This is a genomic window from Collinsella aerofaciens (assembly GCF_039752985.1).
In the GTDB taxonomy this organism is placed as follows: Bacteria; Actinomycetota; Coriobacteriia; order Coriobacteriales; family Coriobacteriaceae; genus Collinsella; species Collinsella aerofaciens_BT.
This window is the reverse complement of sequence record NZ_JBDMHA010000001.1, coordinates 1-18,565: the sequence shown is the minus strand read 5'-3', so window position 1 is coordinate 18,565 and position 18,565 is coordinate 1. Positions and strand designations below refer to the sequence as shown.

The 18,565-nt window shown below is 58.1% G+C and carries 16 protein-coding genes and 1 pseudogene; 6 read left to right on the top strand and 11 right to left on the bottom strand.

The genetic code is table 11. The features are described 5' to 3' along the window. The 3 genes from ABHR76_RS00085 to ABHR76_RS00075 all read right to left on the bottom strand — a co-directional run. A partial coding sequence (locus tag ABHR76_RS00085) for a PTS mannose/fructose/sorbose/N-acetylgalactosamine transporter subunit IIC (protein ID WP_346976435.1) occupies positions 1 to 586 on the bottom strand: 586 nt, incomplete at its 3' end. 9 nt (positions 587 to 595) lie between these two features. Beyond that, positions 596 to 1,069, bottom strand: a complete 474-nt coding sequence (locus tag ABHR76_RS00080) for a PTS sugar transporter subunit IIB (RefSeq protein ID WP_055287016.1) — start codon at positions 1,067 to 1,069, stop codon at positions 596 to 598. 123 nt (positions 1,070 to 1,192) lie between these two features. Beyond that, the gene (locus ABHR76_RS00075; protein ID WP_346976434.1) at positions 1,193 to 3,934 is read right to left on the bottom strand and encodes a PRD domain-containing protein; all 2,742 of its coding nucleotides are present in this window, start codon (positions 3,932 to 3,934) and stop codon (positions 1,193 to 1,195) included. Positions 3,935 to 3,948: 14 nt separating this feature from the next. Here ABHR76_RS00075 and ABHR76_RS00070 point away from each other — a divergent pair, with 14 nt between their 5' ends. The 4 genes from ABHR76_RS00070 to ABHR76_RS00055 all read left to right on the top strand — a co-directional run bounded on the left by ABHR76_RS00070 (position 3,949) and on the right by ABHR76_RS00055 (position 6,542). After that, a complete protein-coding gene (locus tag ABHR76_RS00070; protein ID WP_346976433.1) occupies positions 3,949 to 4,419 on the top strand; it encodes a hypothetical protein in 471 nt (156 codons plus the stop codon). Between the two features lie 335 nt (positions 4,420 to 4,754). Then, positions 4,755 to 5,033, top strand: coding sequence for a hypothetical protein (locus ABHR76_RS00065; RefSeq protein ID WP_129583900.1), 279 nt, complete (start codon positions 4,755 to 4,757; stop codon positions 5,031 to 5,033). A gap of 113 nt (positions 5,034 to 5,146) precedes the next feature. Beyond that, positions 5,147 to 6,109: an Abi family protein gene (locus tag ABHR76_RS00060; RefSeq protein WP_346976432.1), complete on the top strand. Its 963-nt coding sequence runs from the start codon at positions 5,147 to 5,149 to the stop codon at positions 6,107 to 6,109. A gap of 124 nt (positions 6,110 to 6,233) precedes the next feature. Next, positions 6,234 to 6,542 (top strand): TfoX/Sxy family protein, encoded by a 309-nt coding sequence (locus tag ABHR76_RS00055; protein WP_346976431.1) that lies wholly within the window; start codon positions 6,234 to 6,236, stop codon positions 6,540 to 6,542. A gap of 117 nt (positions 6,543 to 6,659) precedes the next feature. Here the strand turns inward: ABHR76_RS00055 and ABHR76_RS00050 are convergent, their stop codons facing one another. The 3 genes from ABHR76_RS00050 to ABHR76_RS00040 all read right to left on the bottom strand — a co-directional run bounded on the left by ABHR76_RS00050 (position 6,660) and on the right by ABHR76_RS00040 (position 8,539). Then, the gene (locus tag ABHR76_RS00050) at positions 6,660 to 6,917 is read right to left on the bottom strand and encodes an AAA family ATPase (RefSeq protein WP_346976430.1); all 258 of its coding nucleotides are present in this window, start codon (positions 6,915 to 6,917) and stop codon (positions 6,660 to 6,662) included. 172 nt (positions 6,918 to 7,089) lie between these two features. Beyond that, complete coding sequence (locus ABHR76_RS00045) at positions 7,090 to 7,725, bottom strand: GyrI-like domain-containing protein (protein ID WP_346976429.1); 636 nt, start codon at positions 7,723 to 7,725, stop codon at positions 7,090 to 7,092. A gap of 646 nt (positions 7,726 to 8,371) precedes the next feature. Beyond that, entirely contained in the window at positions 8,372 to 8,539 is a 168-nt protein-coding gene (locus ABHR76_RS00040; RefSeq protein WP_157966984.1) for a hypothetical protein, read from the bottom strand. Between the two features lie 837 nt (positions 8,540 to 9,376). On the opposite strand from ABHR76_RS00040, the gene ABHR76_RS00035 reads away from it, so the two are divergent. Both ABHR76_RS00035 and abc-f read left to right on the top strand, forming a co-directional pair. Beyond that, the gene (locus ABHR76_RS00035; protein ID WP_346976428.1) at positions 9,377 to 10,663 is read left to right on the top strand and encodes an MFS transporter; all 1,287 of its coding nucleotides are present in this window, start codon (positions 9,377 to 9,379) and stop codon (positions 10,661 to 10,663) included. A gap of 261 nt (positions 10,664 to 10,924) precedes the next feature. Further along, positions 10,925 to 12,394: a ribosomal protection-like ABC-F family protein gene (gene abc-f, locus ABHR76_RS00030; protein ID WP_346976427.1), complete on the top strand. Its 1,470-nt coding sequence runs from the start codon at positions 10,925 to 10,927 to the stop codon at positions 12,392 to 12,394. A 908-nt stretch (positions 12,395 to 13,302) separates the two neighbouring features. Here the strand turns inward: abc-f and ABHR76_RS00025 are convergent. From ABHR76_RS00025 to ABHR76_RS00005, 5 genes and pseudogenes are all read right to left on the bottom strand, one after another. Next, positions 13,303 to 13,590: a Rossmann-fold NAD(P)-binding domain-containing protein gene (locus ABHR76_RS00025; protein WP_204371245.1), complete on the bottom strand. Its 288-nt coding sequence runs from the start codon at positions 13,588 to 13,590 to the stop codon at positions 13,303 to 13,305. A 25-nt stretch (positions 13,591 to 13,615) separates the two neighbouring features. Continuing rightward, the gene (gene tet(W) / locus ABHR76_RS00020; RefSeq protein ID WP_346976426.1) at positions 13,616 to 15,535 is read right to left on the bottom strand and encodes a tetracycline resistance ribosomal protection protein Tet(W); all 1,920 of its coding nucleotides are present in this window, start codon (positions 15,533 to 15,535) and stop codon (positions 13,616 to 13,618) included. 371 nt (positions 15,536 to 15,906) lie between these two features. Next, entirely contained in the window at positions 15,907 to 17,250 is a 1,344-nt protein-coding gene (locus ABHR76_RS00015) for a plasmid recombination protein (RefSeq protein WP_052792088.1), read from the bottom strand. Beyond that, entirely contained in the window at positions 17,205 to 18,320 is a 1,116-nt protein-coding gene (locus ABHR76_RS00010; protein WP_346976425.1) for an AAA family ATPase, read from the bottom strand. Before ABHR76_RS00010 ends, ABHR76_RS00015 begins: the two co-directional genes overlap by 46 nt. 129 nt (positions 18,321 to 18,449) lie before the next feature. After that, positions 18,450 to 18,565, bottom strand: a pseudogene (locus ABHR76_RS00005) (IS200/IS605 family transposase); the annotation flags it as partial.

The following is an 18,565-nucleotide window of genomic DNA, read 5'->3' as shown; positions in this document are numbered from 1 at the left end:
GCATGGCGATACCGATGGCCGGGAGCATCTTGCCGGCGAGGGTGAGGCCGGAGAGGAACCACTGAGGCATGACCTCGAGGAGCCAGTTGACGGCGGGCTGGCCGAGCGTCACGGAGACAAAGACGGGCAGGGCGGCGCACAGGCCGAAGAGCGCGGGGCAGACCCACAGGATGGCGTTCATCTGCTTGAACTTGCCCTCGTCGCAGAACTTCTGGGACTTCTCGACGACGAAGCCGTTGAGGATCTTGACGATGACGTCGAGCTGGATGCCGAGCATGCCGACCGGCAGGCCGATGGCGAGGCCCGTGTCCGCGCCCAGGGTCACGCCGTAGGCGGTGGCGATGATGGCCATCGTGCCGTAGTCGGGAATCGACGAGCCGCCGAAGCCCGCGACGCCGAGCTGCATGAGCTGAATGGTACCGCCGATGACAAGGCCGGTCCTCCAGTCGCCCATGACGACGCCGGTGATAAGGCCCCAGAAGACGGCATAGTTGACGAAGATCATCGGGATGCCGTAGTAGTCCACGTGCTTGATGAAGGCCAGCAGGGTCAAAAGGACGACCTGCAGGATAGTGAAGTTGACCATGATCCCTCCTTAGATGAGGTCGGCGACGGAGACGGGCTTGTCGGCGGGCACGAACTGTGCCGTCACCTTGACGCCGCGGGCGATGAGCGCCTTGTAGCTCTGGACGTTCTCGGCGGAGGCATAGGCGCGCTGGGTGAGCTGGACGCCGCCCTCCTTGACAAGAGAGCCGCCGACGATCAGCGACGGGAGCTCGATGCCCGACTCGACCAGGTGAAGGATCGTCTCGGGCTCCTTGGCGATGACAAAGACCTTCTCGCGGTCGTACTTGCCCGCCGCGAAGTTCTTGAGCGCGGTCTGCTCGGAGATGATCGAGACGGCCATGCCCGCGGGGCGCGCCATCCTCATAGTGGACTTCAGGACCTCGTCGCCGGCGACCTTGTCGTCGATGACCATGACTCGGGTCGCGCCCGACACCGGGGCCCACTGCGTCACGATGATGCCGTGAAGCAGGCGATTGTCGATTCGTGCCATAACAACACTCATGTTTGCTCCTATCAAATGAAGTTTTACGTTCGGTACTGCCTCGGCGCTATCCGGATTCGCGCCGGGCAAGGGGTTATCGGATTATTGAGGACGCGCAGTCAGCTTGCGGCGGCGCGGGGAAGGTCACTCGTCGAGCAGGAGGTCCGAGGAGCCGAGGCGCTCTTCTCGCGCCGGGGCGGCGCTCACGCTTATGTAGTCGAAGACATATGCGATCTCGCTTACGGGAACCTCTACGCGATAGCGCGTCGAGATGCTCGAGAAGCTCTGCCTGAAGGACTCGATGAAATCGGCACGCTCCTCCTCGAAGCGGTCCTGGCCAACGTAGGTCTCAATGGGGTTTCTGGTAACAAGGCGCTCGACGAGACAGCAGAGGTGGACGTAGAGCCCAATGATGGCGTTGCTGCCGATCTTCTCGCCTGTCCTGCGCTGAAGCTCGTGCACGGCGCTCTCGATCTCGTGGAATAGCCGCTCCGGGTCGAGGATGGTGATGGAGCGGATGACGTTCTGCAGCGTCATGTTCGAGAGCAGCTTCTCGTGGAAAGAAGAGAGCTCGGAAGCGTCAAGCCACCTGCCGAACACGGCATCAACCTTAGAGGCGGACGCCGTCGACATGATGTCCTCGAGGGCGACGAAGGGGACGGAGGCGACCCCGGGGTCTCCCGTGCCGATGACGGCGCAGACGCGGTGCTCGGAGAAAACGGCGTCATTCGACCCGTTCGCGACGAGCTGCTTGAAGGGCCTCGTGAGCAGGCGCGCGCCTATGGTGCGCGGGAGGCTCTGCGAGACGAGCTGGCGTATCCTCTCCGCGGCGTCGACCCCGGACTCGGAGCAGAAGACGATGGCGTCCTCACGGTTGACGCGCTCGATCACCTTGCAGTGCGTCACGCACGCGGCGGTCGCATCGCCAAGAACCTCGGCGATGGACTTGCCGCCGAGCAGCCCGACCCCGATCTCGAGCGCAAGACCGGTAGAGACGTTGTTCACCACGCCGATAGTGGAGTCGGTAACGTTCTCGAGGGCCTTATAGGCCTCCTCCAAGGAGCCCATATCGACGAGGAACACAACCCCGGTGCAGTAGGAATGGCGGTCGACGAGGCGCTGGAGCGGACCGACGATGTCCTTCAGCTGCTGGTCGTAGGGCATGTCGACCGCCTCGTACACATGCATGCCGAGCATACGGTTCGCCGCGTCGGCGATGCTCGTCGCCGTTGAGTAGCCGTGGGACAAGATGACGCAGAGCGTTCGAAGGGCCTTCGCGTCGCGAGACTCCGATGCGACGCACAGCGTCAGAAGCGTCTTCGTGAAGTGATCGAGCGAGATTCCCAGCGCCCCTTCCACGTCTGCGGCGACCTGATCGGAGACGCTCGAGGCAAACGGTAATTCGGAGGTCACGGCACCGAGGAGATGGGAGATTTGCTCCGCACAGGCAGACTTTCGCTTAGCCAGGCCGATGCCCGGCCACAACTGCAGGCAAATCTCCTGGGCCAGTAGAAAAGCGACCTTCCTCGAAAGCTCGATGCCATAAGAAGAGCCTGCGTCGGCAAGGACCGCGCCCACGATGCGCTCGAAGGCGCGCGACCTCGAGGAGGTAACGCCGCGGCCGAAGATCAAGTGATCCTCAACGCCGCGCACAGCAGAGACAGCTTGCGAGACGAGCTCGGAGACAGAGAGCTCCCCGGCGCAGAATCGCTCATCGAGAGAGCACAGGGCATCGAGCGCCTGCTCGACCGGCCCTGTGCTCTCGGCGGCATCCAGGGACGCGTCGATCAGAACGCCATCATCGGGCTGTTGATCGATCTGCGCGGAGGAGAGGAGCCCGCTGGGAAGAAGATACGGGCGAACGACGACGTAGTCGCCCTCGCGATTGAGGAACGCTTTGGCGCAGCAGTTCGTCACGCAGGCGCGCAAGCCGGCGATGTTATCGGAAAAGTCCGCGTTCACGAGGCAACGGTATGCGCCGCGGCTAATCTTCACATCAGAACCGATTCGGCACCCCTCGCTGCGCAGGAAGCTCAAGATGAGATCCTCGCGCTCCTCGGGGGTCCGCTCCTTGAGTGAGGGGACGCGGGCACAGATGGGCATTTTGCTGTAGGCCGAGGAAACCTTCAGGTCATCGGCGGAAAGCGTCGTCGAAAGAACGAGGCGAGCGCGCGGCGCATCCTGGGAGGCATCGAGCCCGAGGGCCGTCGCAAGGCAGTGCTCCATCGCAGAGGGAGAGAGTGCCTCGATGCCGTTGACAAAAACCACACCCCCGCGCGATTTCGCGATCGACTCGCCAAGAAGCCCGTTGAACGAGGCGGCGTCCGGGACCCCGGCGCAGTCGATGCGCACATAGGAGGAGTCGCGGGACAGCAAGCCCTGGTTCTTGCCGTACTCGTACACAAGACGAGAAAGGAAAGACTTGCCGACACCCACGCCGCCGCTCAAGAGGATGGGCAGGCCGAACGGAGGGTACTGAACCGCAGCCTTGCACTGCTCGACAACGGAGCTGAGGCTCAGGTCAAAGCCCACGGCACGCGCGAAGTCACGGTGATCGGCGATTCCCGTCGCCTGGATGAGGTCGGCGAGCGAGGCGTACTCGCTTGCAGAGAGCTTTACCTGAAAACGCTTCTGGAACGCGCGGCGATGAAAATAACGGACAGGCCTGCCCGCCACCTTAACCACAAGGCCGGCGCGAACAAGGTCGTTGAGGTACTGGCTCGCCAGACTCCTGGAGATGATGAGCGTCTCGGCGATGTCGGAGGTGGACAGACGGGCAAGGTCGTCGAGCGAGACGGCAGAGGTGAGGGCCTCGAGATGCTCGAGAATCCTGTCCCTCATGTCGACGGGCTTCTTTGCCAAGCTGTCCTGTGCGGTCTTGTCCATGACTTCTTACCTCCTTGTACAAGGAGTATAAGGGGAACACAGAGAACGGAAGGGGGCGCGTGGGGGAATCAACAGCCCCGAGGAGAAGTTCACCACTTGAGGGGCAGAAAACAACGGCCATTGAACATTCAGGGCCGACGCTCAACACTTCGGCTCGACACTTCGCTTTGGAAAGGGCCCTGCGCGATGGTGCAGCCCTCCATCTCGCAGCACGGGTCGCCGAAGGTCGCGAGGATGCGCTCCTTCTGTTCCGCGGGCGAGACGACTCGGTGGGCAAGGTCCTCTCAGAAGGGGTCGTCCGACGCCGCAAGACCTCGATGACCGACTACCGCCTCGAGCAAGTGGCGGATTGCCTCTGTACTATCGAACTTGCCTTGGTCAAGTACGAGGCCAAGGAGGACGGTGAGACGTACAACAAGTTCTTCGGAGGTATAGGCTCTTTCAAGAGGAACTGGCTCAAGCAAGCCCGCAGCAAGCGGATATAGCTGGTCTCGCGGTTTCGCAAGGAACGGTCAGTTCTCCTCTGGCGAGGAACCCCGGGCGACGTGCCTCGAGCAGCGGAAGCTGAAGCGCAAGCAGAAGCAGCGCGGGCAATGATCGGTGCCGATATGGGCCCAGACGTGAACAGTGCTACGTCCCCTGTTCACGGGGCGCGAAACCGCAAAGGTTGCACAGAGGTTGCAAAATAAGAAGCCCCCGACCTGTTTTCGCAGGTCAGAGGCTTGAAATCAACGAATATCGTTTATTCCCACTCGATGGCGTCGGTTCTGCCGTCCCGTCACTCCAGTTACACCCAGTTTTCGGCATCGACACGGAACGCGTGCCGCCGAATGACGCGATGTCGCGTTTCGTCGGCTTCGGGGACAAAAGCTGGGACAACCTCAAAAACTTTTTTCAAACTCAGGGCTTTGAGTTTTTGTTTTTGTCCCAAAGTGCGCGGCGGGTCGCCTTTGGAGGCTCGATGGCGCCGAAAACGCCCGTTTTGAAACTCAACCGCCCTTTTGCCCGCAAGCCGCCAGCTGCAATCGCAAGTGAATTAACGCGGGTTGCTTGCGCGCCATTTGCAAAACCCCAGGTCGCAGGTCTTCGCCATTCGTGAACAAAGTGAGTAGTCTCAGGTGGCTTGCTTATGAGTTGGCGAACGGGCCTTCAGGATTCAGGGCAAACATGCTGGTAGAATAGGATTCTCAAATCAATGACAGGAGAACGAGCATGGCCGAACCCCACGATAGGAAGCCGATCCTCACGATCGAGCAGCAGATAGAGCACCTCAAGCAGAAGGGCGTAGCCTTCGAGCTGTGTTCCGAGGAAGAGGCCACGGACTACCTGCGCGACAAGTGCAACTTCTTCAAGCTCGCATCCTACCGCAAACTCTTCTCGAAATACGAGGGAGGCCCGCGCGACGGCCGCTACGTAGACCTCGACTTCGGCCAGCTGCGCCTGCTCGCGGCGCTCGACCAGGAGCTGCGCCACGCCCTGCTCGGCATGACGCTCGACATCGAGCACTTCCAGAAGGTGACACTGCTTCGCGAGATGGAGGACCGCGGAGAGGACGGCTACGCCATCGTGGCCGACTACATGGCATCGCTTACCACTGCAAACAGGGAGTACCGCCTGCGCGAGCTCAAGATGAGCGGCCGCAGCCCCTACAGCTCGAGCCTCTACGCGAAGTACTCCGGCGACATGCCTGCCTGGGCCTTCCTTGAGCTCACCTCGTTCGGCACCCTCATCGACTTCGTGCGCTTCTGCGCCAGGCGATGGGGCGACAGGCGCCTTGAGGCCTCCCACTACGACCTCAAGCGCGTGAAGTCCGTCCGCAACTGCGCCGCGCACGGCTCGTGCCTGATCAACTGCTTCGCCGAGAGGGGCGCCGCCCGGGGCTCGGCGTCCAGCGGCGTCTCCCGAAGGGTCGCCGCCGTGGGAATTCCCAAGGCGACCAGGAGGAAGTGGATGGGGAATACGGCCATGCAGGAGGTCGCGACCGTGCTCGTGGCGCACTCCGGTTTGGTACCCGAGGGCTCCTCGCGCTCGCGCGCCGCATCCGAGCTCGCCGAGATGTTCGCCAGGGCCGACGGCGAAACCGAGGCGCTGCCCGACAAGGGGCCCGACGCCGCAGCTCGCTCCGCGCTCGAGTTCCTTCGCAGGTTGACAGAATCGCTCGGGTTGGTAGAATAGCCTGCAGATAGCAAAACCTTCACGGTTTTAGGGGCGGACTTGCGCAAGCGACTCTGCCCTATTTTTATATTCACTCGCTATAGGAGACGGGTGATACCTGGGTCAATTAAGGGAGGGGCATCGCATGGCGTCAAGCGCAGAATACCTGGAATACGTCCTCGACCTGCTGGCCGACGTGCCGGAGGTCTCGCATCGGAAGATGATGGGCGAGTATCTGCTCTATGCGTCGGGCAAGCTCTTCGGCGGCGTCTACGACGACCGCTTTCTGGTGAAGAGCACGGAGTCCTCGCGCACGCTGCTCTCGGTGCCCGCCGTGCCCTACGAGGGCGCTGCGGAGATGCTGCTCGTGGACGTGGAGGACAAAGCCGCCGTGCGCACCATCGTGGAGGGCATGCTTCAGGAGCTGCCCGAGCCGAGGAGGCGCCGGGCGTAGATTCCCGCGGGTCTGCATATCGTCGACGGCATCAATCACCCGTGCCTGCTCATATGGCGATTGCGCCATCACCGCGCTTAAAACCGAAGCTCTCCTAGGACTCCTCCCGAAGACCTCCTAGGAAGTCTTCGGGTACCCTACGCGGCAGTTATGGCGCTTACCGTGGTACTCGAGCAACGGCTCGTTGTCGAGATCCAGCAGGTCAATGTAGATGTTGTTGGCGGACGGATCCTTCTGAGCAACAGAGGCGGAGAACGCCTTCATAAGCTCGGACTTGCCGGAGCGGCGCATCCCCGTGATCACTTTGATGTTTCGGGTGCCTTCGAGTGCCCAAAGCCGCTCCATGTATGCATTGCGGTCTACCCAAGTCATCATTCGCTCCTTCTCGGTTTCGAAACTCTAGTTATTTGAAAGTTTCGAAACCGAGAAGGCAATATGCCCACGGTCCGCGCAAGTTTTCGCCGGGAGGCTGGACAGCCTGCCCGATTAACATGGACCGTCAATTGCTAAACCCCAAAAGCCGGAGCGCGCGGCGCCGCTCGTTTCGCTACATCGCCTTGATGGGATGGCGGATCACGGTCTTGAGCTTCTCCGGCGCGCACTTGCGTGGGTCGGAGAGGTAGATCTCGTGATGGAGGCGGGATTCGGAGAAGTCGGGGGCGTAGCCCTGCTCCGCCGCGAATGCGCGCATGGCGTCTATGGTTGCCGGTTCGCCGTCGTAGGGCCCGGTGTGCATGCATTGAACGCAAAGGCCCTCGTCAACCCTCAGCAGCTCAACCGCCGAGAAGTCCAGCTTCTTTTTGGCGGCGGCTTCCGAAACGGCCCAGTCGAAATCCTCGCGAGTGACGAAATCGGGCAGGCGGATGCATGAGATGAAGCTGAAGTCGTCCTTCCGCGCATAATCGATTTCGCCATCGGCGCGGTCTTGCCACCAGAAGCCCTCGAGCGGCGGCACGACGAAGTCGAAATAGCCTTCAATTCCCCGCGGGCCCTTTTTCGACATCTTGATGGTGTAGGCGACGCCGTAGAGCAGCGGCAACGCGTTCTGGTACTCGCCGCCCTCGGCATTGGGATCGCCCTTGCCCCGCACGGCGACGTAGCTCATGGGCGGAACGGTTACGACATTCGGCTTGCCCGACGGCTTGTAGAGCTCTCTGAACTCCTTCTTGAAATCGTATGTCATCGCAACAGCCCTCCATGAGCTTAGGTTTTCGCCGATATCAGTTCAAATATAGCAATGGGCGGGGCTTCGAAGGAAACCGCGCCCATTGGCAGTCATTATAACACAGAATCGAACGTCTGTTCTATTCCCACTCGGTGGTTATAGTTTTGCCGTCTCGTCACTCCAGTTGCACCCAGTTTTCGGCGGCATCTCGAAGTGAGTGCCGCTGAATGACGCGACGTCGCGTTTCATCGGCTTCGGGGACAAAAGCTGGGACAACTTCAAAAACCATTTTCAAACTCAGAGTATTGAGTTTTTATTTTTGTCCCAAGGGGCACGGAGAGCCGCCTTTGGAGGCTCGATATCGCCGAAAAACGCCCGTTTTGAAACTCAACCGCCTTTGAGCCTGCAAACCACCAGCTTCAACAGTAAGTGAGTCGACGCGGGTGGCTTACGAGCCGTTCACAAAACCGCAGGCCACAGGTCTTTGTCAACGATAAGCAAAGTGAATAGTCTCAGGTGGCTTGCCCATGAGTTGGCGTAAGCCTGTTTAGCAAAAGGCTAATCGGACACGACAGGCCGCCCGCATGGCGACGGCGTTTCCCGTGCGGGCACAAACAGCCCTGCGTGCCCTGTCGCGCGATATCCCAATGCGACGTTCAGAACCCTACCCGCCAAGCAGCCACCTCGCGAAATTCAGCACGAGCACGCCCTCCCGGGTATGGGGCTCATGCCTCGTGCGAGTGATGAGAATCTTCGGGAATGCATCCCCGATGGATAGAATCGGCGCAATCTCCCTCTCGAGCGTCGAATCGGCGCCGATATCGTCGCTCACATACACTTTCCTTCCCGGTTTCGAAACTTGGAAGGCAGTATGCGCAAGGATGCGTCGAGGTGCGATCCCAGTCGTACCATGCCAGCAGAGATGTCGAGGCACATTCGTTCATGCTGCAATGCGGGCATCGGAGATGAAAAACAGCCCGTCGGGTAGTCATGGGCGTGCGGGAGCCCGCATCAGTAACCTGCCTCCTCGGTTGTCCCTTCTTTGCATGGTCGTCTACATAAAGGAGGAACCAGCCATGCAGATCAGCATGCTTGCCCTTCTTGGGTCACGGACCGGGGAGGCGAGGGCCTCCGTCGGGACCGCCCCGAGCAACCGGCATATCCAAGGAATGACAAGGCTCGATCGCTGTGCTGGTCAGGATGCCGAAGCGGGCCGTCCGCCAATCGGAATGCGGGTCAGGATGCTGCAACGTGATTCCAGCTGCAGGATACGGCTCCTTTGCGGTTGCCGCAAAACCTGCTGGCAACATTCTTACTATCCGAATGATGTACGCATCCCTTGGGATCGTTTCGCCTGACCAGGGCCATCTTCAGCGCCTCATCGGCCAGCTCGGCAGGCGCCTCTTCCACGCGTAATAGCCCTGGCGGGTCACCTATGCAACCAAAGATACAAAAGGAATCGAATGGCCAGAGAGGATTGCCCTTACCGATGCTCGATTCTTGACAGGCAAACTCAAGCCTCGTTAATATTACATGGTTTGCCAGACCGAATTAACAAAGGAGGGGTGTCGTGGTTGGTCTTTTCCGCACGTGGATGAGCGCCTAGAAAGCGGCGCTGTTGTGGCGTCGCGCTGTTTTTCTGCACGCCATTTCACGATTGGACATAACCATGATATTTGAAACCTCTCGGGGCAGGTCTGTTCTGCTGTGCCATTCATGGCAATTCAAGCTTTGTTTCGTATGGGGCGGGGAGCTCGTTTCGACATTGACGAGTTCGATTCTCCAAATGGGTCTTATTTGGCATCTCGCCCTCACGACAGGGTCGTCTTCTCTCCTCTCCTTAGCATCGCTGGCAGGCTTTCTGCCGATTGCTTTGTTCGGAATCCTTGCGGGCGCCGTTGTCGACAGACTGCCTTTGAAACGTGTCCTCATCGGCGCCGACCTCTTCATTGCCGCGGTGGGTGCCGCCTTGGCGATTGCCTCGTTGGCCGGCAGCTTACCTGCATGGCTAATTCTCATCGCCCTGTTTCTCCGTGCAGTTGGTACTTCGTTCTACACGCCAGCCTCCCAATCTCTCACGCCCCATCTCGCCCCGCCAGAGCATCTCGTTCGCCTATCGGGGGTGACTCAGGCGATTCAGTCCGGCGGATACATTCTTGGCGCCGCGCTTGCAGCAGTGATTTATCCCGTGGCGGGCATTACCGCCATGATTGCCCTCGACGTGCTGGGAGCGCTTTTCGCTTCTTTAGCCGTCCTCGCCGCACAGATAGACGCAGGGGGCCTCGATGAAGCCGACCGCAGCTTGTCCTTTTCCAATAAGGTTCGAGAGCTCTTCTCTGAGATTTCGGACGGCTACAAGCTGATTAGGGAGTACAGGGGGCTGTTCGCCCTTCTTTGGTGCGGGTTCGTCTTCGCTTTCGCGTTCTCTCCGCTCGCGGCATTGTTCCCAATAATGACCTTGGGGCATTTTGGCGGTAGCACGGGGGATGCCGCTTTGGTGGAAATCCTTTTTTCTGCAGGCATGCTGGCTGGGTCCGGCATTTTGGCGGCCACGGGAGGGTTCCGCAATAGGTCGTTCACCATGGTCGCCGCGATTGCCGGCTTCGGCATTGCCGCAATCGTATCCGGATCGCTCGGCCCGTCATTGTTCGCTGCTTTCCTGCCGGTGAGCTTTCTTATGGGCGCATGCTCCCCGTTGTACGCGGGAACCCAGACTGCCCTTATGCAGGAGCAGATACCTCCTGAGTACCTAGGCCGCGTTTTCGGCCTCTACGGAACCATCATGGCGTGGGCCATGCCCATGGGCCTCGCAGCCCCCTCCGTTTTTGCGGATCTGCTTGGAGCTCCGTTATGGTTCGTCGGCTCTGGAGCGACCATGGTACTGCTTGCGATGGCTATGCTGCTTGCTCCGAGCGTCCGAAACGCGGGGAAAAGAGATACCGGGCAGATTCAATAGCCCAAGTATTCGAAAAAAAGAGGCAGCAGCCATCGGTTCAAGCGTCAGCCTTCAAGCCCTTGCGACGACGAGGTATTGCACCGACATTCCGCATCGCGCTCCTTATTCGTCGCCAACTATCATTTTCGGATTTGCCGGCTTGCGCAAGGTCAAAACGCTCGCGCCGGCAATTGGGCAAAGGCGAAAAATCGACGTGAGCAATCTTTTTTGGCATGGCTGCGCTTCCAGTAAAAGGCTAATACACAAAAGGCGGTTCAACCTATGGAACTCATAGTCAAAGCTAAAGACATCTTTTTGGAATATGCCGGCCGCGATATCCTGGATATCGAAGAGTTGGAAATCTACTCCTACGATCGCATCGGCTTGGTGGGAGACAATGGCGCAGGCAAAACCAGCCTGCTAAAAATCCTGAGCGGTGATCTTACCATTGCGGACGCCGACGTCAGGCGCTTCGGCAGCATTGCCCTCATCGGCCAACTCGATGAACTCGACCTTGATGCGGCTCAGGACAGTGGTGAGATGCTCTCCCGTCTCAACGTCGCCGGAGTGGCGCAAGAGACGATGAGCGGCGGAGAGGAAACACGCGCCAAGATTGCCTCTGCGCTCTCCCGGCATGCAAGCGCGATCTTTGCTGATGAGCCTACGAGCCACCTCGACCAAGACGGCATCAGCCTTCTCGTCGGGCAGCTCAAGGCATTTGATGGAGCCCTTCTCATCGTGAGCCATGACCGTTATTTTCTCGACCAGGTGGTGGACAAGATCTGGGAGCTCAAAGACGGCGGTATTTCCGAATTCTGGGGTGACTACACCGACTATCTGCGACAGAAAGAAGAAGAGCGCAAAGTTCAGGCGGCTCGATACGAAGAGGCGATGCGCGAGCGCGAGCGCCTTGAAGCCGCCATCGAAAAACAGCGGAAAAAAGCACGGCAGGTCGACGCCAAGCGGAAGGGCGCAAAGAAAAGCAACGAGTATGCAGGTCGATTGGGGCATCAGAAAGCAACCGGCACCAAACAGAAGAGGATGTACCAGGCGGCTAAGGACATGGAGAAGCGCCTCGAAGCGCTCGAAGGGATTGAGGCCCCCGACAGCATTCGCACCGTGCGGTTCCGCCAGAGCAAGGCCCTGGAACTGCATAGTAAATTTCCCATCTCGGCAGACGATTTCAGCTTGAGCTTCGACGGCTGCGTGCTCTATGATCGCGCGAAATTCGAGATACCGCTCGGTGCCAAAGTGGCCATCACCGGTGGCAACGGTACGGGAAAGACCAGCCTGCTGAAGGCAATCGCTCGACGCGCCGACGGTATCAACATCTCTCCCAAGGCAGAGATCGGTTACTTCGAGCAAACAGGCTACAAGTTCGACGCCCGTCAGTCTGCGATCTCGTTCATGCAGGATGGTTGCGAGTACAGCATGACCGAAATCCGAAGCGTCCTCGCCTCTATGGGAATCGGACCGCGTGACCTGGCAAAGGACGTTGGCGTTCTCTCGGGAGGCGAAGTCATCAAGCTGCTGCTCGCGAAGATGCTGCTGGGCAGATACAACATCTTGCTCATGGACGAGCCTGGAAATTACCTGGACATCAAGAGCGCCGAAGCCCTCGAGCAGATGATGAGCGCCTATGCCGGAACGATAGTGTTCGTCTCCCACGATAAGAGGCTGGTCGAGAACGTCGCAGACATTATTTACGAAATAAAGGACACCAAGCTAGTCAAAATCTTTCAGCGCGAATAACCCTAAATGAGCAAGAAATAATCCCCGAACGGAGACAAGGGAGTAAAACGGCAAAGAAAGAGCCTCCGTCCCAACGCAGGGAACGGAGGCTCTTTAATCGCTTTTACTCATCTCCGTCGCTGGTGGCTTTGTCATGACTCTCGTACGAAACGAAACTCAGCGGCACAGTGCGGCACTCAAAATCGCAGGTCAGAACCCTATCGGCCTACTCCCACTCGATGGCTTCAGTTTTACTGTCCCGACATTCCAGTTGTCCTCAGTTTTCGATGCCGTCTCAAACCGAGTGCCGCCAAGTAACACTATGTCGTGTTTCATCGGCTTCGGGGACAAAAGCCGGGGCAATCTCAAAAACTCATTCCAAACTCGGGGCTTTGAGTTTTCGTTTTTGTCCCAAAGGGCACGGCGGACAGCCTTTAGAGGTTCGATATCGACGAAAACGCCCGCTTTGAAACTCAAGTGCCTTTTCGTGTGCGAGCCGCCAGCTGCAATAGGAAGTGAATCAACGCAGGCGCCTTTCAAGCAGTTTGCAAAACTGCAGGTTGCAGGCCTTCATTGCTAGTAGGGGAAATGAGTAGTCTCAGGTGGCTTGCCCATGAGTTAGCGAGCAGGTTGGGGCTTCGTTGTTGGCGCAATCACTTCGTGCACACTCGAAAGGTCTGTTTAACTTCAGACAGGGCGCCAGTGCCTACGCGCAGTGGCGCAGATGATGGGCAGCAAGAGACAAGCATCTGCTGCCGCCCATCAGAAAGCATCGTACAGGCCATACCACACGTCGGTGTAGATGAAGTCGGCGCCCTTGATGCACTCGGTTGTCGTCGGAGACCTTGCAGTTCTCCTCGCCGATGGCCATGAGGTCGCCCATCTCCTGCGAAGGCGGGCGAGCCGTAGCTCGCCCGACCTGGTACGTCTTACAGACCGTGCTTACCGAGAGCGGCCATGCGCTCATTGATGGTGGCGCGGTATGCCGCAGCCTTCTGCTCGTCGGGCTCGCTCTGGGGGCACAGAGTGGCCAGGATGGCGCGAATGGAGTGCTTGCGGTTCTCGGCCTCGACCCAGCACAGGGAGCGCTCGGGATCGTCCATGACCTCGTCGACGACTTCCTCGCCACGGTTGGCGGGCAGGCAGTGCATGAACATGCTGTTCGGACCGGCAACGTTCATCATATCCCAGGTCACCTGGTACTTCGGATAGAACACATCCATGTAGCTGGAGCTGGAGACTTCAAGTGATCTTACTGAACATATGGCGCACCTTGTCCAGGCGGCTGTTTGGACGGCGGGGCTGGATGACCGGCTCGCCGACAGCGGCCTGATACCCTTTCAGTTCCGTCAGGCATACGCTCCGCCCGTTGGTGTAAAAGGCCAGATCAGTACGGTATGCCTGTATACAGCGGGCGGGAATCTCGCCAGTAAAGACAACTTCATCCTTTTTTACCTGGACCGTTTCGATGGTGGCACAGTATTTCGGTGCATCATGATAAGCCCTGGAAAGGTATTCCCGGGGCGCATAGAGGGTGAAGGAGAGATAAGGTTCCAGCAGTTGCGTCCCTGATTCCTTCAATGCCTGTTCCAATACAATCGGGGCCAATGAGCGGAAGTCCGCCGGCGTGCTGACCGGACTGTAATAAAGCCCGTATTCAAAGCAAATCTTACAGTCCGTTACGTTCCAGCCGAACAAGCCCTGCTCCAGCCCGTAACGGATACCATCCCTGACAGCGTTTTGAAAACTCTGGTTCAAGTATCCCAGCGAAACCCGGCTCTCGTATTGTACACCGGAGCCAAGCGGGAGCGGCGTAACAGACAGTCCGATGGATGCCCAAAACGGGTTGGGCGGCACCTCGATATGGATGGTGTGGCTGGCTGCTTTGAGCGGCCGCTCCATATAAATGACGGTGGGTTCCTTTACCACTGTTTCAAGCTTGTATTTTTCCGACAGCAAAGCGGAAACAACCTCCAACTGCACCCGGCCCAAAAAAGAAAGAATGATCTCATGGGTGATGGAATCCACCTCGCAGCGCAAAAGCGGGTCAGTATCCGCAAGTTGCGTAAGAGCGTCCAGCAGCCGTTCTCTTTGCGCTGCCGTTTTCGGCGCAATCGACGTCCGCAGCATGGGGAGGGGGTCCTCACGCCACCTTTTACGAGGGAGCCGGGTTGGGTCCCCTAATACATCGTTTAATCCCACGCTGTCGCTGGGAAGGATAACAATTTCACCCGGATAAGCGGTGTCTGTCCGAACAATTTCCCCTTTGGATGGAATACGCATCTCTGTGATTTTCAGCTTTTCTCTCCCGGCCAGGGCCACCGTATCCCGCAGGCGCAGCGTTCCGCTGTATAGCCGCAGATAGATAAGCCGCTGGCCACAATCTGTATACTCCACCTTGAAAACGCTGCCGCATAGGGCGTCGCTCCCCTGTTCCCCAATCGGTTGGAACAGCCCTGTCACCGCATCCATCAACGGTTGAATGCCAAGGCCCTTTTTGGCGCTGCCATGATAGACCGGGAACAGGGAGGCGTCTTGAACCCGCCGCTGTTCCTCCTGCGCAAGTTCTTCCCGGCTGATTGGTTCTCCTGCGATATACTTTTCCAATAATTCATCGTTATTTTCGATGACCGCATCCCATGCTTCTATGTCGGTATTTTCCTCCAGGACTATTTCCGGGGACAGCGACACCGTCTGCTTGATGATAATATCGGCGGAGAGCTTATCCCGAACAGACTGATACACGCCCTGCAAATCAACGCCAGCCTGGTCGATCTTATTGATAAAGATAACGGTGGGAATGTCCATTTTCCGCAGGGCATGGAACAGAATACGGGTCTGGGCCTGCACACCATCTTTAGCGGAGATCACCAAGATGGCCCCATCTAAAACAGCCAAAGAGCGGTACACCTCCGCCAAAAAATCCATGTGGCCGGGCGTATCCACAATGTTGACTTTACATCTGTGCCACTGGAAGGAAGTGACTGCCGCTTGAATGGTAATCCCACGCTGCCGCTCCAAAAGCATGGTGTCCGTCCTCGTTGTCCCTTTTTCGACGCTCCCCGGTTCTGAAATGGCTCCGCTGGCATATAGCAGGCTCTCCGTCAAGGTTGTCTTTCCAGCGTCTACATGGGCAAGAATCCCGATATTGATAATGTTCATGTCTATCCTCCATACAAGGCCCAAATGGGCGCAAAAATCCCCAGCGGCTAATACTTTTACCGCTGGGGATCATGACTTCGGACAAACAGAAGTATGACGGCTTACATGAGCCGCTGTCCGTCACGATATTTACTAAAAAGGCAAAAGTATTCTTAAATTGGGTACAAAAACTAAGCCCCTGCAAGGGGCAATCATTTTTGCGCCCATTATCAAATTTTATTTAAGAATACCTTGCCGCATATTTGTTAGACTCCTCAAATCAAGATAATAGCAGTATATCATAGTACACTCTAAAAAACAAGAAATTATTTTACCCGATTCCCCAAATAAATCAGGAGGGCATTCACTGGAACACCCTCCGTTTTTGGTGATTATCGTGCGCCTAATCTTGCTTTTTGCCTTGCGTCCCGTTTCCGTTCCTTTTCAGCCTGTTCCTGCTGGTAAGCGGCCTCTAATATTCTGTCCGCCTGTTCCGGGCCAATGGCCCGCCTGACCCGCTCATAGTCCCTGACCTTTCCCTTTAGACTGTCCCTCTCGGCGCAGACCTCGTAAATCCTTTCTGATAAGGAACTATTTTTGCTGACCTCCCGGCCATAGTCCGCTTGCAGCCGCTCAAATTTGGATTTGAGGTCGCAGTAGGCCCGGTAGACAGACCGCAGCACCTTGACGATCTTCGCCCATAAGGGCTTGGCCTTTTTCTCCCGGTAGGCCCTGGCCGATTCCAGCGGTCCCGCTTCTGGCAAGACCTGTTCCGGGTCGCTGGAAAATTCCTCCGCCAGCTTCTCCATGCCTTTCAGCATGTGGGCCACATCGTTTAGTTTGGCCTTGGCCTGGGCCGCTTCCTTTTCGGCAGCTGCCGCCTCCCTGTTCCTTCGGTCAACCTCGGCCTGGGCCAGCACAGCCGCCTCCTGAAGCTGTGCAAGCCGCTCCTGTTCACACTTCACCTTGAACTGCGTGACCGTCAGATGTTCCTCGGAACTGCCACGCTCTCCACGCTCCAAGTCCGTGTAGCCAGCGGAGCGCATCTGCTGAAAGAAATCATCCTGCAAGACGCTGTACGACTTTCTCAGCACAGGCTTGCCCTTTGCTGTTCGTAATGGCTCCCCGGTGGCCTCGTCTACTGCGGGCTGGGATGCCCACTTTTTGCTCATGCTGACCTGCATAACGGTTTCTTTGACCTTGCCCACCAGGGATTTGTCCTTGCACCGCTTTGTCCATCGTATCTCCTTCTCCACCACCGGGATATAGACCACATGGAGGTGGTAGTGGTACACGTCCTCTCCCAGCGCCTCGGACATAGCCCGGTTGCGTTCGTCGGCGTGCATGACCGCCGACAAAATATACTGCTCTCCACCTACGATTTTGATTGCGGATTTGTATGCGTCGGTGTAAAATTGTTTTGCGAAGTCATAGCCGCCGTGATTGTAGAAGTAGGCGGAGTTCACATCAAAGACCAACTCACCGTATCGAAATGCGTCCGCCTTAATGCCACGGGTGGAGATCACACCATCGGCCTCCATTTGGGAGAACATCTCCTGATACCCTGCGGATGGGACCTTGAAATGGACATTGAGCGACGTCCGCTCTGGTACAATGTCCTGGTTGACATAGGAATCCTTCTCGCGTTCGTTGTGCTGCTGGGTGTTGCCGATTTTAGCAGCGGTCAGCCTCATATTTCTTGCGTTGGTGCGGTCAATGCCGTCGCCTCTCGCCATAGGCAAAAATCCTCCCATTTCAGATGTTTGGTTGTTGAAAATGGACGGGGGTTCGGGGAAGGCACTTCCTGCGGGAAGTGTAATAACCCACTATGGCACTTTCGCCCCGTTGGTGCGAAAGTGCCGTGGGCTCTCCGAGGGGGTGCGGGGGCTTTGCCCCCGGCAACTGCGGTTGCCTCCCCCAGCAGGGCCGCCCTTTGAAAAGGGCGCCCTGCACCCCGCCTAAACTTTTCCACTCGCCGTTGGGCAGGTGGAAAGGCACAGCCTTTCCACCACCCGGCAAGTGTCCTCCGTGGGCCAAATATCAAGGGGTTCGGGTTGTATTGCCTTGCGGCAATCTCCACCCACAGGTATGCCCCCTTGACATTTGACCCCGCTCCCCGTGACAGCCGTGACGACCGTGACGATGTTTTGGACACCGCCCCCGCTCTCAAAAAAGCCGTCACAGCCGTCACGGTCGTCACGCTTGGGGAGGATCCAGGGTCAGGCTGATACTTCTCGGCGTGGGTGCGGGTGTTCTCATAGCGGATATGATAGTCCGTTGCCAGTTTCCCGGCCCGGACGTTCAGCCGCATCGCCAGGGCATTGGGCTTCATATCCACTTGCAGGGCTGCCGCCAACTCCGTGGCCGTACCGCCCCAGGACGGCCTCTCCGCCGTGATAAAGGCGGCTACGGCCTCCAGCACCGGGTCGGGGGGTTCTACCCACAACTCCGTTTCCATCCGCTCCAGTGTCCATGTCAGGTGTTCCTTGTCCTTAATGAGATAGAGCCGCTGGTCTTGCTGGTCACGTCCTACCACATCCAAGGTGGCGGTGCCGTCCGTCCGCTTCTCCTTCTGAAGAAGAAAGGCCCCGTCTGCTGCCCCCGACAGGCCGTTGGTGCCGGAGATCATATCAAACTTGTCGTCGGCCTGCTGCTTCCGAGTGTGATGTACCAGTAGGAGGCAGACGCCGCAAGCGTCAGCAAGGCGTTTCAGCTTTCCTACCACCTCATAATCGTTGGCGTAGCTGTACTTATCCCCGCCAGCCTCCCGAATCTTCTGAAGGGTGTCAATGATAATCAGAACCACCCTTAAAAAGGGTGGTTTGCTCTTAGGGTATAACCCACGGGCCCCGGGCTCGCGTCTAAAGGCGCGGGCCCGGACTTCGTCCAGGCCTAGTGCATCTTGACCCGTGGCGCGCCGGTCGAACCGGCAGCATCACCCCCTCTTGAAGGGGTCCTCGTACTCCTTCACGCTCAGCTTGTCCAGCGCGATGTCGTGGGACTCCTGCTCCCTGATGTACTTGGCGATCGTCGCCTCGTTCAGGCCGACGG

Coding starts and splice junctions, on each gene's coding strand:
- ABHR76_RS00035 (WP_346976428.1), top strand. CDS start 9,377: ATGATATTTGAAACCTCTCGGGGCAGGTCTGTTCTGCTGTGCCATTCA.
- ABHR76_RS00045 (WP_346976429.1), bottom strand. CDS start 7,725: ATGACATACGATTTCAAGAAGGAGTTCAGAGAGCTCTACAAGCCGTCG.
- ABHR76_RS00050 (WP_346976430.1), bottom strand. CDS start 6,917: ATGATGACTTGGGTAGACCGCAATGCATACATGGAGCGGCTTTGGGCA.
- ABHR76_RS00060 (WP_346976432.1), top strand. CDS start 5,147: ATGGCCGAACCCCACGATAGGAAGCCGATCCTCACGATCGAGCAGCAG.
- abc-f (WP_346976427.1), top strand. CDS start 10,925: ATGGAACTCATAGTCAAAGCTAAAGACATCTTTTTGGAATATGCCGGC.
- ABHR76_RS00080 (WP_055287016.1), bottom strand. CDS start 1,069: ATGAGTGTTGTTATGGCACGAATCGACAATCGCCTGCTTCACGGCATC.
- ABHR76_RS00015 (WP_052792088.1), bottom strand. CDS start 17,250: ATGGCGAGAGGCGACGGCATTGACCGCACCAACGCAAGAAATATGAGG.
- ABHR76_RS00075 (WP_346976434.1), bottom strand. CDS start 3,934: ATGGACAAGACCGCACAGGACAGCTTGGCAAAGAAGCCCGTCGACATG.
- ABHR76_RS00055 (WP_346976431.1), top strand. CDS start 6,234: ATGGCGTCAAGCGCAGAATACCTGGAATACGTCCTCGACCTGCTGGCC.